The 14,953-nt window shown below is 71.3% G+C and carries 9 protein-coding genes, 1 tRNA gene, 1 other RNA gene and 1 pseudogene; 5 read left to right on the top strand and 7 right to left on the bottom strand.

Going from position 1 to position 14,953, the window contains the following annotated elements; translation table 11 throughout:
* The first annotated feature begins 115 nt into the window (after positions 1–115).
* On the top strand, positions 116–2,722 hold the full coding sequence (locus tag OG689_RS28900) for an NPCBM/NEW2 domain-containing protein (protein ID WP_266323781.1): 2,607 nt from the start codon (positions 116–118) through the stop codon (positions 2,720–2,722).
* Positions 2,723–2,850: 128 nt separating this feature from the next.
* A tRNA-Met gene (locus OG689_RS28895) sits at positions 2,851–2,924 on the top strand.
* A gap of 211 nt (positions 2,925–3,135) precedes the next feature.
* On the opposite strand, the gene OG689_RS28890 is transcribed toward OG689_RS28895, so the two are convergent.
* Both OG689_RS28890 and OG689_RS28885 read right to left on the bottom strand, forming a co-directional pair.
* The gene (locus OG689_RS28890; RefSeq protein WP_266323780.1) at positions 3,136–3,357 is read right to left on the bottom strand and encodes a hypothetical protein; all 222 of its coding nucleotides are present in this window, start codon (positions 3,355–3,357) and stop codon (positions 3,136–3,138) included.
* 343 nt (positions 3,358–3,700) lie between these two features.
* Complete coding sequence (locus OG689_RS28885) at positions 3,701–4,414, bottom strand: RraA family protein (protein ID WP_266323779.1); 714 nt, start codon at positions 4,412–4,414, stop codon at positions 3,701–3,703.
* A 190-nt stretch (positions 4,415–4,604) separates the two neighbouring features.
* Between OG689_RS28885 and OG689_RS28880 the strand changes: the two genes are divergently transcribed.
* Positions 4,605–6,338, top strand: a complete 1,734-nt coding sequence (locus OG689_RS28880; protein WP_266323778.1) for a hypothetical protein — start codon at positions 4,605–4,607, stop codon at positions 6,336–6,338.
* Between the two features lie 472 nt (positions 6,339–6,810).
* Here OG689_RS28880 and rnpB read toward each other — a convergent pair.
* The 3 genes from rnpB to OG689_RS28865 all read right to left on the bottom strand — a co-directional run bounded on the left by rnpB (position 6,811) and on the right by OG689_RS28865 (position 10,199).
* Positions 6,811–7,213: RNase P RNA component class A (rnpB, locus tag OG689_RS28875), an RNA gene on the bottom strand.
* A 13-nt stretch (positions 7,214–7,226) separates the two neighbouring features.
* A complete protein-coding gene (locus OG689_RS28870; RefSeq protein WP_266323777.1) occupies positions 7,227–8,720 on the bottom strand; it encodes an MFS transporter in 1,494 nt (497 codons plus the stop codon).
* Between the two features lie 27 nt (positions 8,721–8,747).
* A complete protein-coding gene (locus tag OG689_RS28865) occupies positions 8,748–10,199 on the bottom strand; it encodes an RNB domain-containing ribonuclease (protein ID WP_266323776.1) in 1,452 nt (483 codons plus the stop codon).
* Between the two features lie 220 nt (positions 10,200–10,419).
* Between OG689_RS28865 and OG689_RS28860 the strand changes: the two genes are divergently transcribed.
* Complete coding sequence (locus OG689_RS28860) at positions 10,420–10,860, top strand: DUF3995 domain-containing protein (protein ID WP_266323775.1); 441 nt, start codon at positions 10,420–10,422, stop codon at positions 10,858–10,860.
* Between the two features lie 254 nt (positions 10,861–11,114).
* Positions 11,115–11,912: a peroxide stress protein YaaA gene (gene yaaA, locus OG689_RS28855; protein WP_266323774.1), complete on the top strand. Its 798-nt coding sequence runs from the start codon at positions 11,115–11,117 to the stop codon at positions 11,910–11,912.
* Positions 11,913–12,013: 101 nt separating this feature from the next.
* On the opposite strand, the pseudogene OG689_RS28850 reads toward yaaA, so the two are convergent.
* Both OG689_RS28850 and ltrA read right to left on the bottom strand, forming a co-directional pair.
* Positions 12,014–12,454, bottom strand: a pseudogene (locus tag OG689_RS28850) (IS30 family transposase); the annotation flags it as partial.
* A 73-nt stretch (positions 12,455–12,527) separates the two neighbouring features.
* Complete coding sequence (gene ltrA, locus OG689_RS28845) at positions 12,528–14,339, bottom strand: group II intron reverse transcriptase/maturase (protein ID WP_323189265.1); 1,812 nt, start codon at positions 14,337–14,339, stop codon at positions 12,528–12,530.
* Positions 14,340–14,953: the final 614 nt, after the last annotated feature.

Raw genomic sequence — 14,953 nt, 5'->3', positions numbered from 1 at the left:
CTCTCGTCGACTCCGACGCCGGGGTACCGTCCTCGCCGTCGCCGCTGCCCTCGCCCTCGGGGGTGTCACGACCGCCCCGGCCCTCAGCCCGCCCGCGGCCGCCGCCACCACCTCGGTGGGAGCGGTCACGGCCTTCCGCGCCGACGGCGCCGTCTACACCCTCACCGCCGGAGCGGCCAAGGCTCGGGTCAGCTTCGTCACCGACCAGGTCTTCCGGATCGAACTCGCCCCCATCGGGACCTTCACCGACCCCACCGGCAGCGACATCGTGCTGCCGCAGGGCCCCGCCCCCACCACCAGCTGGCGCGACGCCGGCGACCGCTACGAGCTCTCGACCGGCGCGCTCACCCTGCGGGCCTACAAGTCCGCCCTGCGCTTCGCCCTCTACCGCGCGGACGGCAGCAAGGTCTGGGAGGAGAGCGCCCCGCTCTCCTGGGACGGCAAGGCCACCACCCAGACCCTGGCCCGCGGCGCGGCCGAACAGTTCTTCGGCACCGGCGAGCAGAACGGCTCCTTCACCTACCGGGACAAGACCGTCCAGGTCGGCGTCGACGGCAACTGGAACGAGGGCGGCCACCCCAACTCGGTCCCGTTCTACCTCTCCTCGGCCGGCTACGGCGTCTACCGCAACACCTGGGCGCCCGGCACGTACGCCTTCACCAGCCCGGTGAAGGCCACCGAGCAGGAGATGCGCTTCGACGCGTACTACTTCGCCGGGCCCGGCCCCAAGGACGTCATCGGCCAGTACACCGCGCTGACCGGCAAACCCTTCCTCCCGCCCGTCTACGGGCTGGAGATGGGCGACTCGGACTGCTACCTGCACAACGCCAACCGGGGCGAGCGGCACACCCTCGACGCCGTCAAGGTCGCCGACGACTACGTGGCCAACGACATGCCCAACGGCTGGATGCTGGTCAACGACGGCTACGGCTGCGGCTACGAGAACCTCGCCCAGGCCGCCCAGGGCCTGCAGCAACGCAAGATGCAGCTCGGCCTGTGGACCGAGAACGGGCTCTCCCAGCTGGCCGACCAGGTCAGGGCCGGCCAGCGGGTGGCCAAGCTGGACGTCGCCTGGGTCGGCAGCGGCTACAAGTTCGCCCTGGACGGCTGCAAGGCCGCCTACCAGGGCATCGAGGACAACAGCAACGCCCGCGGCTTCACCTGGGCACCGGAGAGCTGGTCCGGCGCGCAGCGCTGCGGTGTGCAGTGGAGCGGCGACCAGTCCGGCAGCTGGGACTACATCCGCTGGCAGATCCCGACCTACGCGGGCGCCACCATGTCCGGCATGGCGTACAACACCGGTGACGTGGACGGCATCTTCGGCGGCAGCGCCAAGACCTACACCCGCGACCTGCAGTGGAAGTCCTTCCTGCCGGCCGTCATGTCGATGGACGGCTGGGCGCCCAGCGACAAGCAGCCGTACAAGTACGGCGAGCCGTACACCTCGATCAACCGCAAGTACCTCAAGCTCAAGGAGTCGCTGCTGCCGTACATGTACAGCTACGCGGCCGAGGCCACCCGGACGGGCGTCGGCCCGGTCCGCCCGCTGGCGCTGGAGTACCCCGACGACCCGGCGACCGCCACCGACGCGGTGAAGTACGAGTTCCTCAGCGGCGAGGACTTCCTGGTGGCGCCGGTGTACGCGGACACCTCGGTGCGCGACGGGATCTACCTGCCCAAGGGCACCTGGGTGGACTACTGGACCGGCCGCAGCTACCAGGGCCCGACCACCGTCAACGGCTACAGCGCGCCGCTCGACACCCTGCCGCTCTTCGTGAAGGCCGGTGCGGCGGTGCCGATGTGGCCCGGGATCAGCTCCTACCAGGACCGCACCGCCGGCTCACCGCTCGCCTGGGACGTCTACCCGCAGGGCCGTAGCTCCTTCTCGCTCTACGAGGACGACGGGGTGACCCGCGAGCACCGCGACGGAAAGTCCGCCCGGCAGACGGCCGTGGTCGACGCGCCCACCACGGGGACCGGCCAGGTCCGGATCGACGTCTCCGCCAGCGTCGGCGACTTCACCGGCAAGCAGACCGCCCGCCCGTACCTGTTCAGCGTGCACAGCACCACCGCGCCGACCGCGGTCGCCCTGGGCGGCCGCCAACTGCCGCGCCAGGCCAGCAGGTCGGCGTTCGACGCGGCCACCGAGGGCTGGTGGTACGACAGTTCCGACCGGTCCGGTGTGATCCAGGTGAAGACCGCGGCGCTGAGCACCGCCACCGCCTTCCAGCTCACCGTCGACGGTGCCACCGCCGTCGGCAGCGGCACCACCACCCCGGGCCCCACCACCGACAGCTGGGCCAGCGACCTGCCCTGGACCTCCGCCGTGAACGGCTGGGGCCCGGCCGAGCGCGACCGCAGCAACGGCGAGCAGGGCGCCACCGACGGACACCCGCTCACCCTGAACGGCACCACCTACGCCAAGGGCATCGGCGCGCACGCGGACTCCGACATCACCGTGGAGACCGGCGGCCACTGCTCCTCGTTCACGGCCACCGTCGGCATCGACGACGAGATCAACGGCTACGGCGACGTGGTCTTCTCCCTGGTCGCCGACGGCGTCACCCTGTGGACCTCGCCCACCGTCACCTGGCAGACCCCGCCGCTCCCGGTGGACGTCCCGCTCGGTGGCGCCCGGAGCGTCCGACTGAAGGCCACCGTGGCCGGCAGCAAGACCGGCGACCACGCCGACTGGGGGGCCGCCCGCTTCCACTGCGCCTGACGCGGGACAGGGCCCCGGTGGGCCGTTGCGGTGGGCCGCTCCGGCGCCCCCGCGGCGGCCCGCCGGGGCCGCCCGACGGCAAACTGGTCGGCCCCGGCGGTTTCATGCCGTAGGGTTGTCCTTACCGACGCGGGGTGGAGCAGCTCGGTAGCTCGCTGGGCTCATAACCCAGAGGTCGCAGGTTCAAATCCTGTCCCCGCTACTGCGAAGTAGTACGAGAAGGGCCCGGTGCAGACGCACCGGGCCCTTCTCGGTGTTCGTTGCTGTTCACGATGGGTGTGTCCGCGACGGGAACGTTCAGGGCGGCCGCGCCACCAAGGCGGGGCGGCCGGGGCCGGGGCCGGGGCCGGGGCCGGGGCATGCCGGGCCGAGGGCGCGTGGGCCCGGGCCACGCGAACCTAGGCCGCGCGAACCTAGGCGGCGCGGTGCTGCGGGCAGGCACAGGGCGGCCAGTAGCCGCTCGCCAGCGGAGCCGGGTTCACCGGCGAGAACTCGGCCGGCGAGTCCTGGTTGCCCTTCGGCTGCCCGTTGGCGTCCACCCGGTACGTCCGGATCCACATCCTGCCGGTCGCACGGTCGGTCGTCTCCACCGTCATGCTGCTGCCGGACACGTCAGCACCAATGCTGGTGACCATGGGCTCTCCTTAGGCCTGCCGATGCATTCCTTCAACAAACGCACGGTCGAGTCGTCCTGTCGCACATCGACTCCCCCGAAGGTAAGCGAAGACCCCAAGATTTTGGAAGCGAACGGACAGCAATCCTTCGACTTCTGAACAGAAACTGGGGACGATCTCACCGCATGGCTACACATGACAGCCGCAGGCTACTGCCCGACTACTCCCGGTACGTCCGGATCGCCGGCCCACCCGCCCGGCGCCGAAGCCTTGAACGGCGGGGCTCCGGCCGGCACCCCGCCCGCCGTCCGGGCCACAGCCCTGCAGTCCCGCCCGGCCGGCGGGCCAAGGCCGGCAAGGCAGGTCAGCCGGTGAAACCCCGCTCGGCCAACGCCGTCTCGATCCGGGCGCGGTGCTGCGCCGCCCAGTCGTCCAGGGACTCCTCCGCCTCCTCGGCGAGCTTGGCCCGCGCAGCGCCCAGCACCTCCGCCTGCCGGGCGGCCGGCGTGACCACGATCCCCTCCTCGTCCGCGACCACGATGTCGCCGGGGTGCACCAGCACGCCGCCGACCCGCACCGGTGCACCGAGCGCGCCCAGCTTCCGCTTGGTCCCCGGGATCGGGATCACCCCGCGGGAGAACACCGGGAAGCCCGCCTCCCGCACCTCCCCGAGGTCGCGGACGACCCCGTCGACCACGAACGCGGCGATGCCCCGGCGCCGGGCGACGGCACACACCCCGTTGCCGCCGGCCAGCGCGTAGTCCACGTCCCCCGACTCGACCGCGACGACCGAGCCGGGCTCCGCGCGGTGGATGGCGGCGTGCAGCATCAGGTTGTCGCCGGCCGGGCACTGCACCGTGTACGCCGGCCCGGCGACCCGCGGCGACGCCCACAGCGGGCTGCACCCGCGCGCGACATGTTCCTCGATGTCGTTGAACGAGGACCTGTCGGCGTCGATCCTCGACAGGGTCGCCAGCGCGTACCTGTTCGTCGGTCGCAGGCCGTGCCTGTCCAGGGCCAAGGAGAGCAGCGGTCCGTCCTTCCCCTGGTCTGCTCGGACGGAACTGGTGCGGGTCACAGTGTTGTTGATGCGGCGGATGTGGGCATCGAGGTTCGGCGGCGATCGCCGCACATGCTTGGCAGCCCTGGCGTGGTCGGGCGAGTTCGCCGGCATCGAACGCCCTGAACCGCAGAGTGTCGAGCCGTAGACTTCGGCAGTCACGCCGCCGACGAATGGCCGTTGCGTGCTCCAGCGGGAAGGAAAACGCATGCAGGACCCTTCGGACTCGATGGAGATCGCCGAGCCTGAGGAGAACGGCCGGAACAGTACCGGCGGTTCACTCGCTGTGGAAGATCCGACACCCGATTCGGACATCGACTCGACGACGGCATCGGCGGTCCTCGCGGAGGTGCTCCCCGGGATCGCCGTGGTCCTCGGTGACCTCCCGGAGGTGCTCAAGCCCGGCCTGATCGACTTCGGGCTCGTATCAGCCGCCGACCGCAAGCAGATGTCCACAGTGCTTGCCTCGATCGGCAACGCGGCGACCGTGGCCGGCACTGTGGGACAGGCGTTCGCCGGCGCGCAGGGGCTCTACCGGATCACCAGCGCGACGCAGGGCCTGCTGAAGGCCGGGGGAACGCTCGCCATCAAGGATGGTGCGAATCTCGGAGCGGTGTTCGTCAACGGCAAGATCGTCGCTCAGGCCCGTTTCATCCCCGTGTCCGAGCTGAGTATGGCGCAGACCGCGGCCACGATCGGGCCGGCGCTCGCCATGGTCGCCCTTCAGATGCAACTGAGTGAGATCACGGGCCTCGTCAGGACCAACATCGCACTGACAAGCCAGGTACTCACCTCCGTCCGCAACGAACAGTGGGCCGAACTGACCGGGCTGGTCACCATCGTCGATCGCGCAGTCGACCAGGCGCGCGAGCTCGAATCGGTCCCGACCTCCTTGTGGGACGAGGTCGCGGGTAGTGGAGCCGCGCTGGAGAAGCAGCTCGACCTGTACCGGCGCAACGTCCGCGGCCACGTCGGACAGATCGATCGGCCCGACACATCTCACCGCCGTGAGTACCTCCAGTCGAACGTCGAGGCAATCGTCTTCGACGCTCATGCCCTCCTGTCCTCCGTCAAGGCATGGACCGGGTATCAGGCGCTCCGCGCCGGCAGGGCAAGTGAAGCCGGACGTGAGGACGCCGTGGAGGCACGGTACGTCGACGTCATCGCGCGCGACACTCGCGCGGAGCTCGACTCCGCTCTCGCCGAAACGAAGAGTCTGGTCCACTCGTTGACGCGCGAACTTCGAACCATCGCCGAGCTCCCCGGACGGGACACACTGTCACAGTCCCTGATGGGGAAGCGTAAGGACTCGAAGGCAGCCCGAGAAGTCTCCGCCCGCCTGTTGGAGGCGATCGTGCCTCTTGCCGATGCCCTCCGTCCGCCGGCTCCTCCGCTGGAGGCCCCGGGCGTCGTCTGCGCACCGGAATCGCTGGATCTTGAGCCGTACCTTCGCATCCTGCGTTGGTTCCTCGATGGCGGTGAGACCCTGACGGTCCTCGCCTTCCCCGACCAGCTCGACACCCTCGGTCCGATCTCGGCGATCCTCGGTGGAGCGAAGGAGAAGTTGGCGGCCGCGATGGACAAGACCGCGGCAACGGCCCTGGTCGCTGTCACGGATCGCCGCATCATCACCGCCAAGGCGAACGCATTCCTCGGGCAGGGCGAGATCCGTCAGGACATCCCGATCGACCGAGTGCGATACGTCCGCGCAGCGACCGCACGGGACGGTGGCGGCCGCTCGGCGATCGACCTCATCACGCGCGACGAGAACATCCGTTGGCTCTTCCACGCCGACATCGACACCACTCACGTGGACGCACTCGCCGCCGTGCTCGCCGAGTCGATGACGATCCCCGACATTGAACGCGATGAGCTTCGACGGCGGCACCATGCCCCCATAGCGGCAGGCAAGAAGGGCGAGGCCGCGGTGTCACCGGTATAGCGGGCGGCGCACTGACGATCCGTGCGGACTCCGCCGGCCCGCTTCGACGGCCCGCCGCGCCACCTCGGTCCCCGTGGCGAAACAGCGCGCACGGCCGGGTGCCCGTTCGGTGGGGTGCGGTGCCGCGGTGGGACAGTGGTGGGCGGACAGCCGGTCGGGTGGAGACGGCCGAGGTCGGTCGACTCCCCCACCGGGGCGTCCGCGCCTGCGCGACCTGCGTCCTGCTGATGGAGCGGGAGCAGGCTGCCGTCCGGTACGGCTGGCCCTACCTGCCCGGGACCCCTGCGGCAGGCTGCCGGTAGGCGCCGAAAGTGCCGCTCCGCCGTAGGGTGCTCATGGGGTGGCAGCCGCCGTAGGGCGCCCGTAGAGATCCATCCATCTCAAGGCGGAGACAGTACTTCTCAATCTGTCTCACTGGATCTTGCCAGGTCACAGGCATGAAGAAGCCCCCTCGGTGCGAACACCGAGAGGGCGGACGAGTCGGCCTGTACGCCGGGTTTTGTCTCCCGGGGTGCTTGCGCGGCCCGGGGAGGCGGTCATCCATCTAGGGCTGCCGTTGCCGACAGCCTCGTGCGGTCTACCCGCGAGCTCGGGCGAGCAGCCCTCGAACACTCGCGCACGGTGCCCGGAGGCACCGATCTTGACCTTGCTCCGAGTGGGGTTTACCTAGCCGGCCGAGTCACCTCGGTCGCTGGTGGTCTCTTACACCACCGTTTCACCCTTACCGGTGGCCGAGGCCGCCGGCGGTCTGTTTTCTGTGGCACTGTCCCGCGGGTCACCCCGGGTGGGCGTTACCCACCACCCTGCTCTGTGGAGCCCGGACGTTCCTCGGCGGGCCCCCAGAAGGGACCCGACGCGACCGCCCGGCCGGCTCGTCCGCCGTAGTGGTCATCGTAGCCGCTCGGGCGGCGCGTCCCCTACTCCGGCCGGGTCGGGGATGCGTCCGGGGAGGCGTTCGGGGCCGAAGCCGGCGGCGACCTCGGCGGCGGTGCGGCCGGCCCAGGCAGTGGTGGTGACGAGGCCGAGCAGCAGGATGGCGACGCCGAGGCCGATGACGATCCACCAGCCGGCGTGGCTGGCGGCGGCGAAGCCGGTGGCCACCGGGCCGACGACGGCCGAGGTGACGACGGTGCCGATGACGGCGACCCCGAGGGACTGGCCGACCTGACGGCTGGTGGAGGCGACCGCGGCGGCGACGCCCGCCTGGGCGCGCGGCATGCCGGAGACGGCGGCGTTGGTGATCGGCGCGTTGACCATGCCGAAGCCGAAGCCGAACAGCGCGTAGGCGGCGAGCAGCAGTGCGGCGGGGGCGTCGGCGGTGAGCCGGGTCAGCAGGAGGCCGCTGGCGGCGAGGCCGAGCCCGGCGGCGACCAGCGGACCGCGCGGGCCTCGGTTGCCGACGATCCGCCCGGAGAGCGGGGCGCAGACCAGCATCATGCCGGCCATCGGCAGCGTCCAGAGGCCGGCCTCGACCGGGCTGTAGTGCCGGACGTCCTGCAGGTAGAGGGTGTTGAGGAAGAGGAATCCGCCGAGTGCGGCGAAGGCGCAGACGGCGGTGACGGTGGCGCCGGTGAACGGCACGCTGCGGAAGAAGCGCAGGTCGACCAGCGGCTCCGGGACCTGCCGCTCCCAGAGCGGGAAGGCAACCAGGGCGACCAGGGCGACGGCCGCGAGGGTCAGGATGAGCGGCGACGTCCAGCCGTGCTCGGGGCCCTCGATGATGGCGGCGGTGCCCGAGCCGAGCAGGACGATCATCAGCAGCTGTCCGACCGGGTCCAGCCGGCGCGGCTTGGGGGCGCGCGACTCGGGGACGTAGCGGGCGGTCAGCAGGCAGGCGATCAGCCCGACCGGGACGTTGATCAGGAAGATCGAGGGCCAGCCGGCGCTGGCGACCAGGAAGCCGCCGAGCAGCGGGCCGAGCGCCATGCTGATGCCGACCACGCCGCCCCAGATGCCGATGGCCCGGGCCCGCTCACGGGGGTCGGTGAAGGTGTTGGTGATGATCGACATGGCCACCGGGTTGAGCATCGCCCCGCCGACGGCCTGCAGAGCCCGGAACCCGATCAGCCATTCCAGGCTCGGCGCGAGGCTGCAGAACAGCGAGCCGAGCACGAAGAGCACCAGGCCGGTCTGGAAGACCCGGCGGCGGCCGAAGCGGTCGGCGACCGAGCCGAACAGCATCAGCAGGGCGGCGAGCACCAGGGTGTACGCGTCGATGATCCATTGCAGCCCGGAGGCAGGAGCGTCCAGGTCCTTCTGGATCACCGGGAGCGCGATGTTCACCACGGTGTTGTCCAGACCGACGATGAACAGGCTGAGGCAGCAGATCCCGAGGATCAGCTGCCTGCGGCGGCGGCCCGGCGGGGCGGTGAGTTCGACCACCCGCCGATCATCGCACCCGCCGCGGCGCTACGCGGGGGCGAAGCGGACCGTACGGGTGGCGGGGTCCGCCACGGTCAGCCGGACCCGGATCAGCTCGCCCAGCGGCAGCCGCTCCCGGCCGTCCCCGTCGCACCTGGCCCGGACGGCCGGCTCGCGCAGCTGGACGGTGCCGGTGCCCGGCCTGCGCTCGTCGACGTCGACGACCACCGCGTCGAAGTCCTCGCCCTCGCGGCCGTGCAGGAGTTCGGCCTCCACCAGGTCCACGCAGGCCCGCTCCACCTCGGCGCCCCGGCGGTCCCCGCCGGCCATCAGGGCGGGCAGCGCGGGCAGCGCCTCGCGCACCCAGGACGGCACGTCCGCTCCCCCTGCGACGGCCACGCAGATCTCCAGCGCGAAGCGGTCGGCCAGCCGGCGCAGCGGGGCGGTGCAGTGCGCGTACGGCGCGGCGAGCGCGGCGTGGCCCGGGTCGGCGGGGACCGGCAGGCCCTGCGACGCGTCGAAGGCCTGGTAGCCGGCGCCGCGCAGCAGCCCGGTGCATTCGTTGAGGAAGGCGGCGTTCAGCGGCACCTGCGGGTCCAGCGAGCGGATCAGCTGGGGGTAGCGCACGGTGTCCGGCCAGCGCACCCGCAGGGCCTCGGCGGTCCGGCGCAGCCGGGCGTAGGCGGACTCGGGCGCGGCCGGCAGGGTGCGGAGCAGGCCGACGCCCGCGTCGAGCATCAGGTCGGCCGCCGCCATGCCGGTGAGCAGGGAGATCTGGGCGTTCCAGCCCTCCACCGGCAACTGGGCCCGGTAGACGGGCCGGTAGCCGTGGGGGCTCTCCTCGACCTCCTGTTCGGGGACGGGCAGGCTGATCCCGCCGCGGGCCTGCTCCTGCTGCTCGCGCAGCCGGCCGACGGTGGCGAGCAGGGTCAGCTGCTCGTCGGCGGCGTCGGAGTCGAGGGCCTGCTGGACGCCCGCGTAGTCGAGGCGGCGGCGGGAGCGGACCTGGGCGCGGCGCAGGTCCGCCAGCACCACGGCGCCGTCGGCGTCCAGGTCGATCTGCCAGAGCAGGGCCGGCCGGATCTCACCGGGCAGCAGGCTGGCGGCGTCCTCGGAGAGGCGGGCCGGATGCAGCGGAACGCGGCGGTCGGGGAAGTAGAGGGTCTGGACGCGGCGCCGGGCCTCGGCGTCGACCGCGCCGCCGGGGCGGACGAAGGCGGCCACGTCGGCGATCGCGTAGTGCACCCGGTAGCCGCCGGCGCGGTGGGCCAGGTGCATGGCCTGGTCGAGGTCTCGGGAACCGGGAGGATCGACGGTGAACAGCGGCAGGTCGGTGGCGTCCTCGGCGGGCACCCGGGGGGACCCGGCCGCCTCCTCGGCCTCGGCGAGCACCTCGCCGGGCCATTCGGCGCGGATGTCCAGGCGGGTGCGCAGTTCGGCCAGCTCCGCGTTGATCCGGGCGGAGTCTGCGGCTACGACGCTCAGTTTTCGACGGGGCATGCGCGCAGAATAGGACGTTCCGGGCGATTCACGGTGGACCTGGGCGGGCCGACCCGGCGGCGCCGCGGGACGGCGGCCGCCCGGGGTGGCGGATCCGACGGGTCGTAGGGGGTCGGGGTCGCAGGGGGTGGGGGTCGCAGGGGGTCGGGGTCGCAGGGCGGGGGCGGCCCGGGCACCGGATCTGACGGGTCGTAGGGTGGCGGTGTCGAAAGGGGCGGGGATGAACGCGGTACGGAACACGGGTACGGCGGTGGCGGGGGCACTCGCCGCGACGGGCGCGCTGCACGCGGTGTGGGCGGCGACGCCCTGGCCCTTGCGGACGCGGGAGGAGTTCGCGGACGCGGTGGTCGGGGTCGACGTGAAGGACCTGCCGTCCCCGGCGGCCTGCTTGGCCGTGGCGGGTGCGCTGGGCGCGGCCGCGTACCTGGTGGGCGCCCGGGCGGGCGCGCTGCCGGCGGCCGGGCCGCGGTGGGTGCGCAAGGCGGGCTCGGGGACGGTCGCGGCCGCCCTGCTGGCACGGGGTGCGGGCGGGCTGCTGCTGTTCGGCAGCGGGCGGGTCGAGCGGACGGAGCGCTTCCTGCGGCTGGACCGCCGCTACTACTCGCCGCTCTGCCTTGCACTGGGCGCGGGCGCCGCCGTGGTGGCGGGCGCCGGGGACTGAGTCCCCGCGCCGGTGCGCGGGCGCGGGCCGGTGCGCGGGCGCGGCCGGTACGCGGGGGCGGGGGCGGTACGCGGGGGCGGGGGCGGGCACAGCCGGCGCTCGGGCGCGGAGCCGTACGTGGGCGCCGGCGGCGGCCCCCGGCGTACGCGGCGGGGCGGGGCGGCGGGCCAGGGAGTGGATGCGGTTCCGCACGCCAGGCCCCGGTTGCGTAGGGTGTCGGGGTCAGCTGCCACAAATTGTTGAGGAGTGCCGCCGTGCTGGTCCTGTTGCCGCCCTCGGAGGGCAAGGCCGCGTCCGGGCCCGGCGTGCCGCTGGCACTCGACGGGCTGTCGCTGCCGGGGCTGACCACGGCGCGCGAGAACGTGCTGGCCGCGCTGGTGAAGCTGTGCTCGGGCGACACCGACCGGGCCGCCGAGGTACTGGGGCTGAGCCCGGGCCTGCGCGGCGAGGTGGCGCGCAACACCGGGCTGCTGACCGCGGGCGCCCGCCCGGCCGGGGAGGTGTACACCGGTGTGCTGTTCGACGCGCTGGGTCTGGCGACACTGGACGAGGCAGCGTACGGGCGGGCCGAGCGTGCGCTGCTGGTGTTCTCGGGGCTCTGGGGCGCGGTCCGGATCACCGACCGGATCCCGTCGTACCGCTGCTCGATGGGGGTGAAACTCCCGCCGTTGGGGGCGCTCGGGGCGTACTGGCGGAGTGCGACGGCCACGGTGCTGCCGGAGGTCGCCGACGGGCTGGTGCTGGACCTGCGCAGTTCGGCCTACGCGGCGGCCTGGAAGCCGGCCGGCGAGCTGCTCGGACGGACCGCGACGGTACGGGTGCTCCAGGAGCGCGAGGTCGACGGCGTGCCGAAGCGCTCGGTGGTGAGCCACTTCAACAAGGCCACCAAGGGGCGGCTGGTGCGTGACCTGCTGGTCGCGGGCGCCGAGCCGAAGACCCCCGACGAGCTGGTGGACGCGCTGCTGGCACTCGGCTACCGGGTCGAGGTGGCGGCCCGGGGCACCGCCCGCAAGGCCTGGCAGCTGGACGTCGTGGTCACCGAGATCCACTAGCCCGGACGGCGCCGGGCACCCGGCCCCGGGAAACGGGACGAGAGGGGCGCTCGGTACGCGGGGCGGTTTCTAGGGGTCGTTGCAACACGTGGTCGTTTTGATCAGGCCGCGAGCAGTTTATGCAGGCGCTCGGCTGGGGTTTCCCAGCCGAGCGTTTTGCGTGGGCGGCCGTTGAGCTCGGCGGCGACGGCGACCAGGTGCTCAGGGCTGTGGGCGGACAGGTCGGTGCCCTTGGGGAAGTACTGCCGCAGAAGCCCGTTCGTGTTCTCGTTCGAGCCGCGTTGCCAAGGGCTGGCCGGGTCACAGAAGTAGACCGGGACGCCGGTGGCGACGGTGAACGAGCCGTGGGCGGCCATCTCCGAGCCTTGGTCCCAGGTCAGTGACCTGACCAGGTGGCCGGGCAGGGTTCGGACGGTGTCCACGAGCGCGTCGCGGACGTGTTCGGCGGTGCGGCCGTTCGGCAGGTGCAGGAGCACCACATAGCGGGTGGCCCGTTCAACGAGAGTGCCGATCGCGGATCCGCTGTCCTTGCCGATGATCAGTCGGGTAGCCGGGGCCCATTACTGGGACCCCGGCCCCCTCAGAACCGTGCAAGCAGCTTTCACCGCACACGGCTCAAGCAAGCCCCGTGGGCTCGCGGGCAGGCGAAGGTGCGGGACGTGTCGGCTCGGCGGCTCCGTTCCGCCGTTGACACTGGGTGTGGAGGAGACGGATTCGTTGATCGCCCGGCGTGCTCCCGCCCAGGAACGCGACGTACTGCTTGGAGATCGCCTTCCTGATGACGGCCCGCCACGTCTCCCACTCCTGGGGGCTTCGCGGCGGGTGGTCGGCGTGCAGCAGGAGCCCTCCGCAGGCTGGGCAGCGACCGTGCTGGGCCTGAAGCAGGCGCATGGTCATACCGTCCACCGGCAGAGGTGGTCCCTTGCGGCGCCGCTCGGCCCAGTACGGCTCCAGGGCAGGGTCATCCGGAGACGCCCTGCCCTTGACCAACTGGTGCCGGACGATCTTCGTCCAGGAGAACTTGAGTAGGTAGGCGCCGCTGTCGCGGTCGCCGAACACCCACCGGTCCTTCCTGGACTTGTTGAACCGGCCGAAGTACTTGCTGGAGACCCAGTGCTTCGGCTTGTTCGGGTGGCTGTGCTTGGCCCACTTGTAGGCGAGCGTCCACATGTAGTTGTCCAGCGCCGTGAAGACCTCGCTGGACACCACCGTCCGGTAGTAGGCCGACCAGCCCCGCACGATGGGGTTGATCTTCTTGAGCACGGCCGCAGCGTTGGCCCCTCGCAGGGCCAACATCTCGGCGTGCAGCTGTTCCCGGATCCGTCGTTGCGCCGCTGTGCTCGGCTTGATCAGCAGTTTGCCGTGATACCGGCGGACGTTGAACCCCAGGAAGTCGAACCCGCTCTCCGCGTGGACGATGCGTGTCTTGTCCTCGTGGAAGGCGAGTCCTCTGGGCGTCAGCCATGCGGCCAGCCGTTCCTTGACCAGTTCGGCCTGCTCACGGCTGGTGCATATCGCGACAAAGTCGTCTGCGTACCGCACCAGCACGGGGCTTCCGCTCTGCGCACTGCCGGCGTCTCGGCCGGCGGTGAAGTAGCGGACCCCTGCGGCTTCCTCCATCCCGTGCAGGGCCACGTTGAAGAGCAACGGGCTGATCACCCCGCCCTGCGGAGTTCCCTCCTCGGTCGGGGCGAACCGACCTTTGTCCACGACCCCGGCCTTCAGCCACTGCCGGACCAGTCCCCGGGCGGGGAAGGTGCCGAGCGCGGCCATCAGCCGGGCGTGGTCGATACGGTCGAACGCCGCCGTCAGGTCCGCGTCGAGCACCCACACACGCTGCGGGTTCTTCCCGTTGAGCGTGGAGTAGATGGCCCCGATCGCGTCGTGACAGCCGCGGCCGGGCCGGAAGCCGTACGACTTCGGCTCGAACCGCGCTTCCCACTCGGGTTCCAGTGCGCCCAGTGCCACAGCTTGAAGGCACCGGTCGACGATCACGGGAATCCCGAGGCCGCGCTTCTTCGTGGTCCCTGGTTTCGGGATGAACACCCGCTTGACGGGCTGGGGAGTCCAGGGTCGGGCCCGGTGCTGGACCCAGTGGGCCAGCGCGGCCTTCGACTGGGGAAGCAGTACCACCTTCCCGTCGACTCCCGCCGTCGCGCGTCCTGCGTTGATCTCCGTGACCCGCCGCACACTCAAGAGCGTGTTCGAACGGGACCGGAGCATCAGCTTCTGCAAGTTGCGGACCTTCTTCAGGTCCCCTGCCTGCGATGCCGTGAAGATTCTCTGCCGCAGACGCCGTACGTCCTCCTCGGCGCGGCGCCAGTTGACCGACGCCCAGTCCAGGCCTTCGCCCTCAGGTCCGTTCACCGTCGCGGCAGCAGCCGGGACGGTCTGGACCGCTCCGTCCGCATCCGTGTTGGTGTCCAACTTGTCCCTCGGTTCCGTCGTCTTCGTCCAGTGAGTCCGCACAGGCTCACCCGGCCCACGTCAGCACCCTTTCGGGTCCAGGCAGCAGCCTGTATCCGGACGGTTATGCGAGGCGATCGACGGAGAGGCCGATCATGCTGCCCCGGGTTCCCGTTTCCTTTCGGCTTCCGGCATTGGCTTCTTGGGCCATCCTGTTCCCGCTGGGGAGTTGAGCCTTCCTCACGGTCGGCCGACCGAGCCACGCAGGCTCGGACCCCAACGGGGTTTCCACGTTCCACACGAGTGAGATACGACCGGGGTGGGTGCTCTCTTTACCCCGAGGCGGCGGTGTCCACCTGGCCGGAGTGACCTCTACCGGCCAGCGCCTGCCGCTTCTCAGCGGCCAGCCATGCACCCCGCTGGTGCTTTCCATCGGCGGGGCTTGGGATCACGAGGCATCAACGAGAGTTCACTTGCGTTCACCCGTCCGGTCTTCCCCTTGCCGGTAACTTCCGGATGGAACGGAAGTCCTTGGGCTTTCCCCTGAGCTTCGCACCACGCCGTTACCGGCATCGCACGTCAAGGGTGGGGACGGGTCATACGGACACGGACCCGTGACTGCAATTACGGCCTCA

The organism is Kitasatospora sp. NBC_00240 (assembly GCF_026342405.1).
GTDB lineage: Bacteria > Actinomycetota > Actinomycetes > Streptomycetales > Streptomycetaceae > Kitasatospora.
Note: the sequence above shows the minus strand (reverse complement) of the source record. Positions and strands in the feature narration are given on the sequence as shown.

Bases quoted from the DNA above. Each gene is read 5' to 3' on its own strand.
- OG689_RS28890 (WP_266323780.1), bottom strand. From the start codon at position 3,357: ATGGTCACCAGCATTGGTGCTGACGTGTCCGGCAGCAGCATGACGGTG.
- OG689_RS28880 (WP_266323778.1), top strand. From the start codon at position 4,605: ATGCAGGACCCTTCGGACTCGATGGAGATCGCCGAGCCTGAGGAGAAC.
- OG689_RS28865 (WP_266323776.1), bottom strand. From the start codon at position 10,199: ATGCCCCGTCGAAAACTGAGCGTCGTAGCCGCAGACTCCGCCCGGATC.
- OG689_RS28860 (WP_266323775.1), top strand. From the start codon at position 10,420: ATGAACGCGGTACGGAACACGGGTACGGCGGTGGCGGGGGCACTCGCC.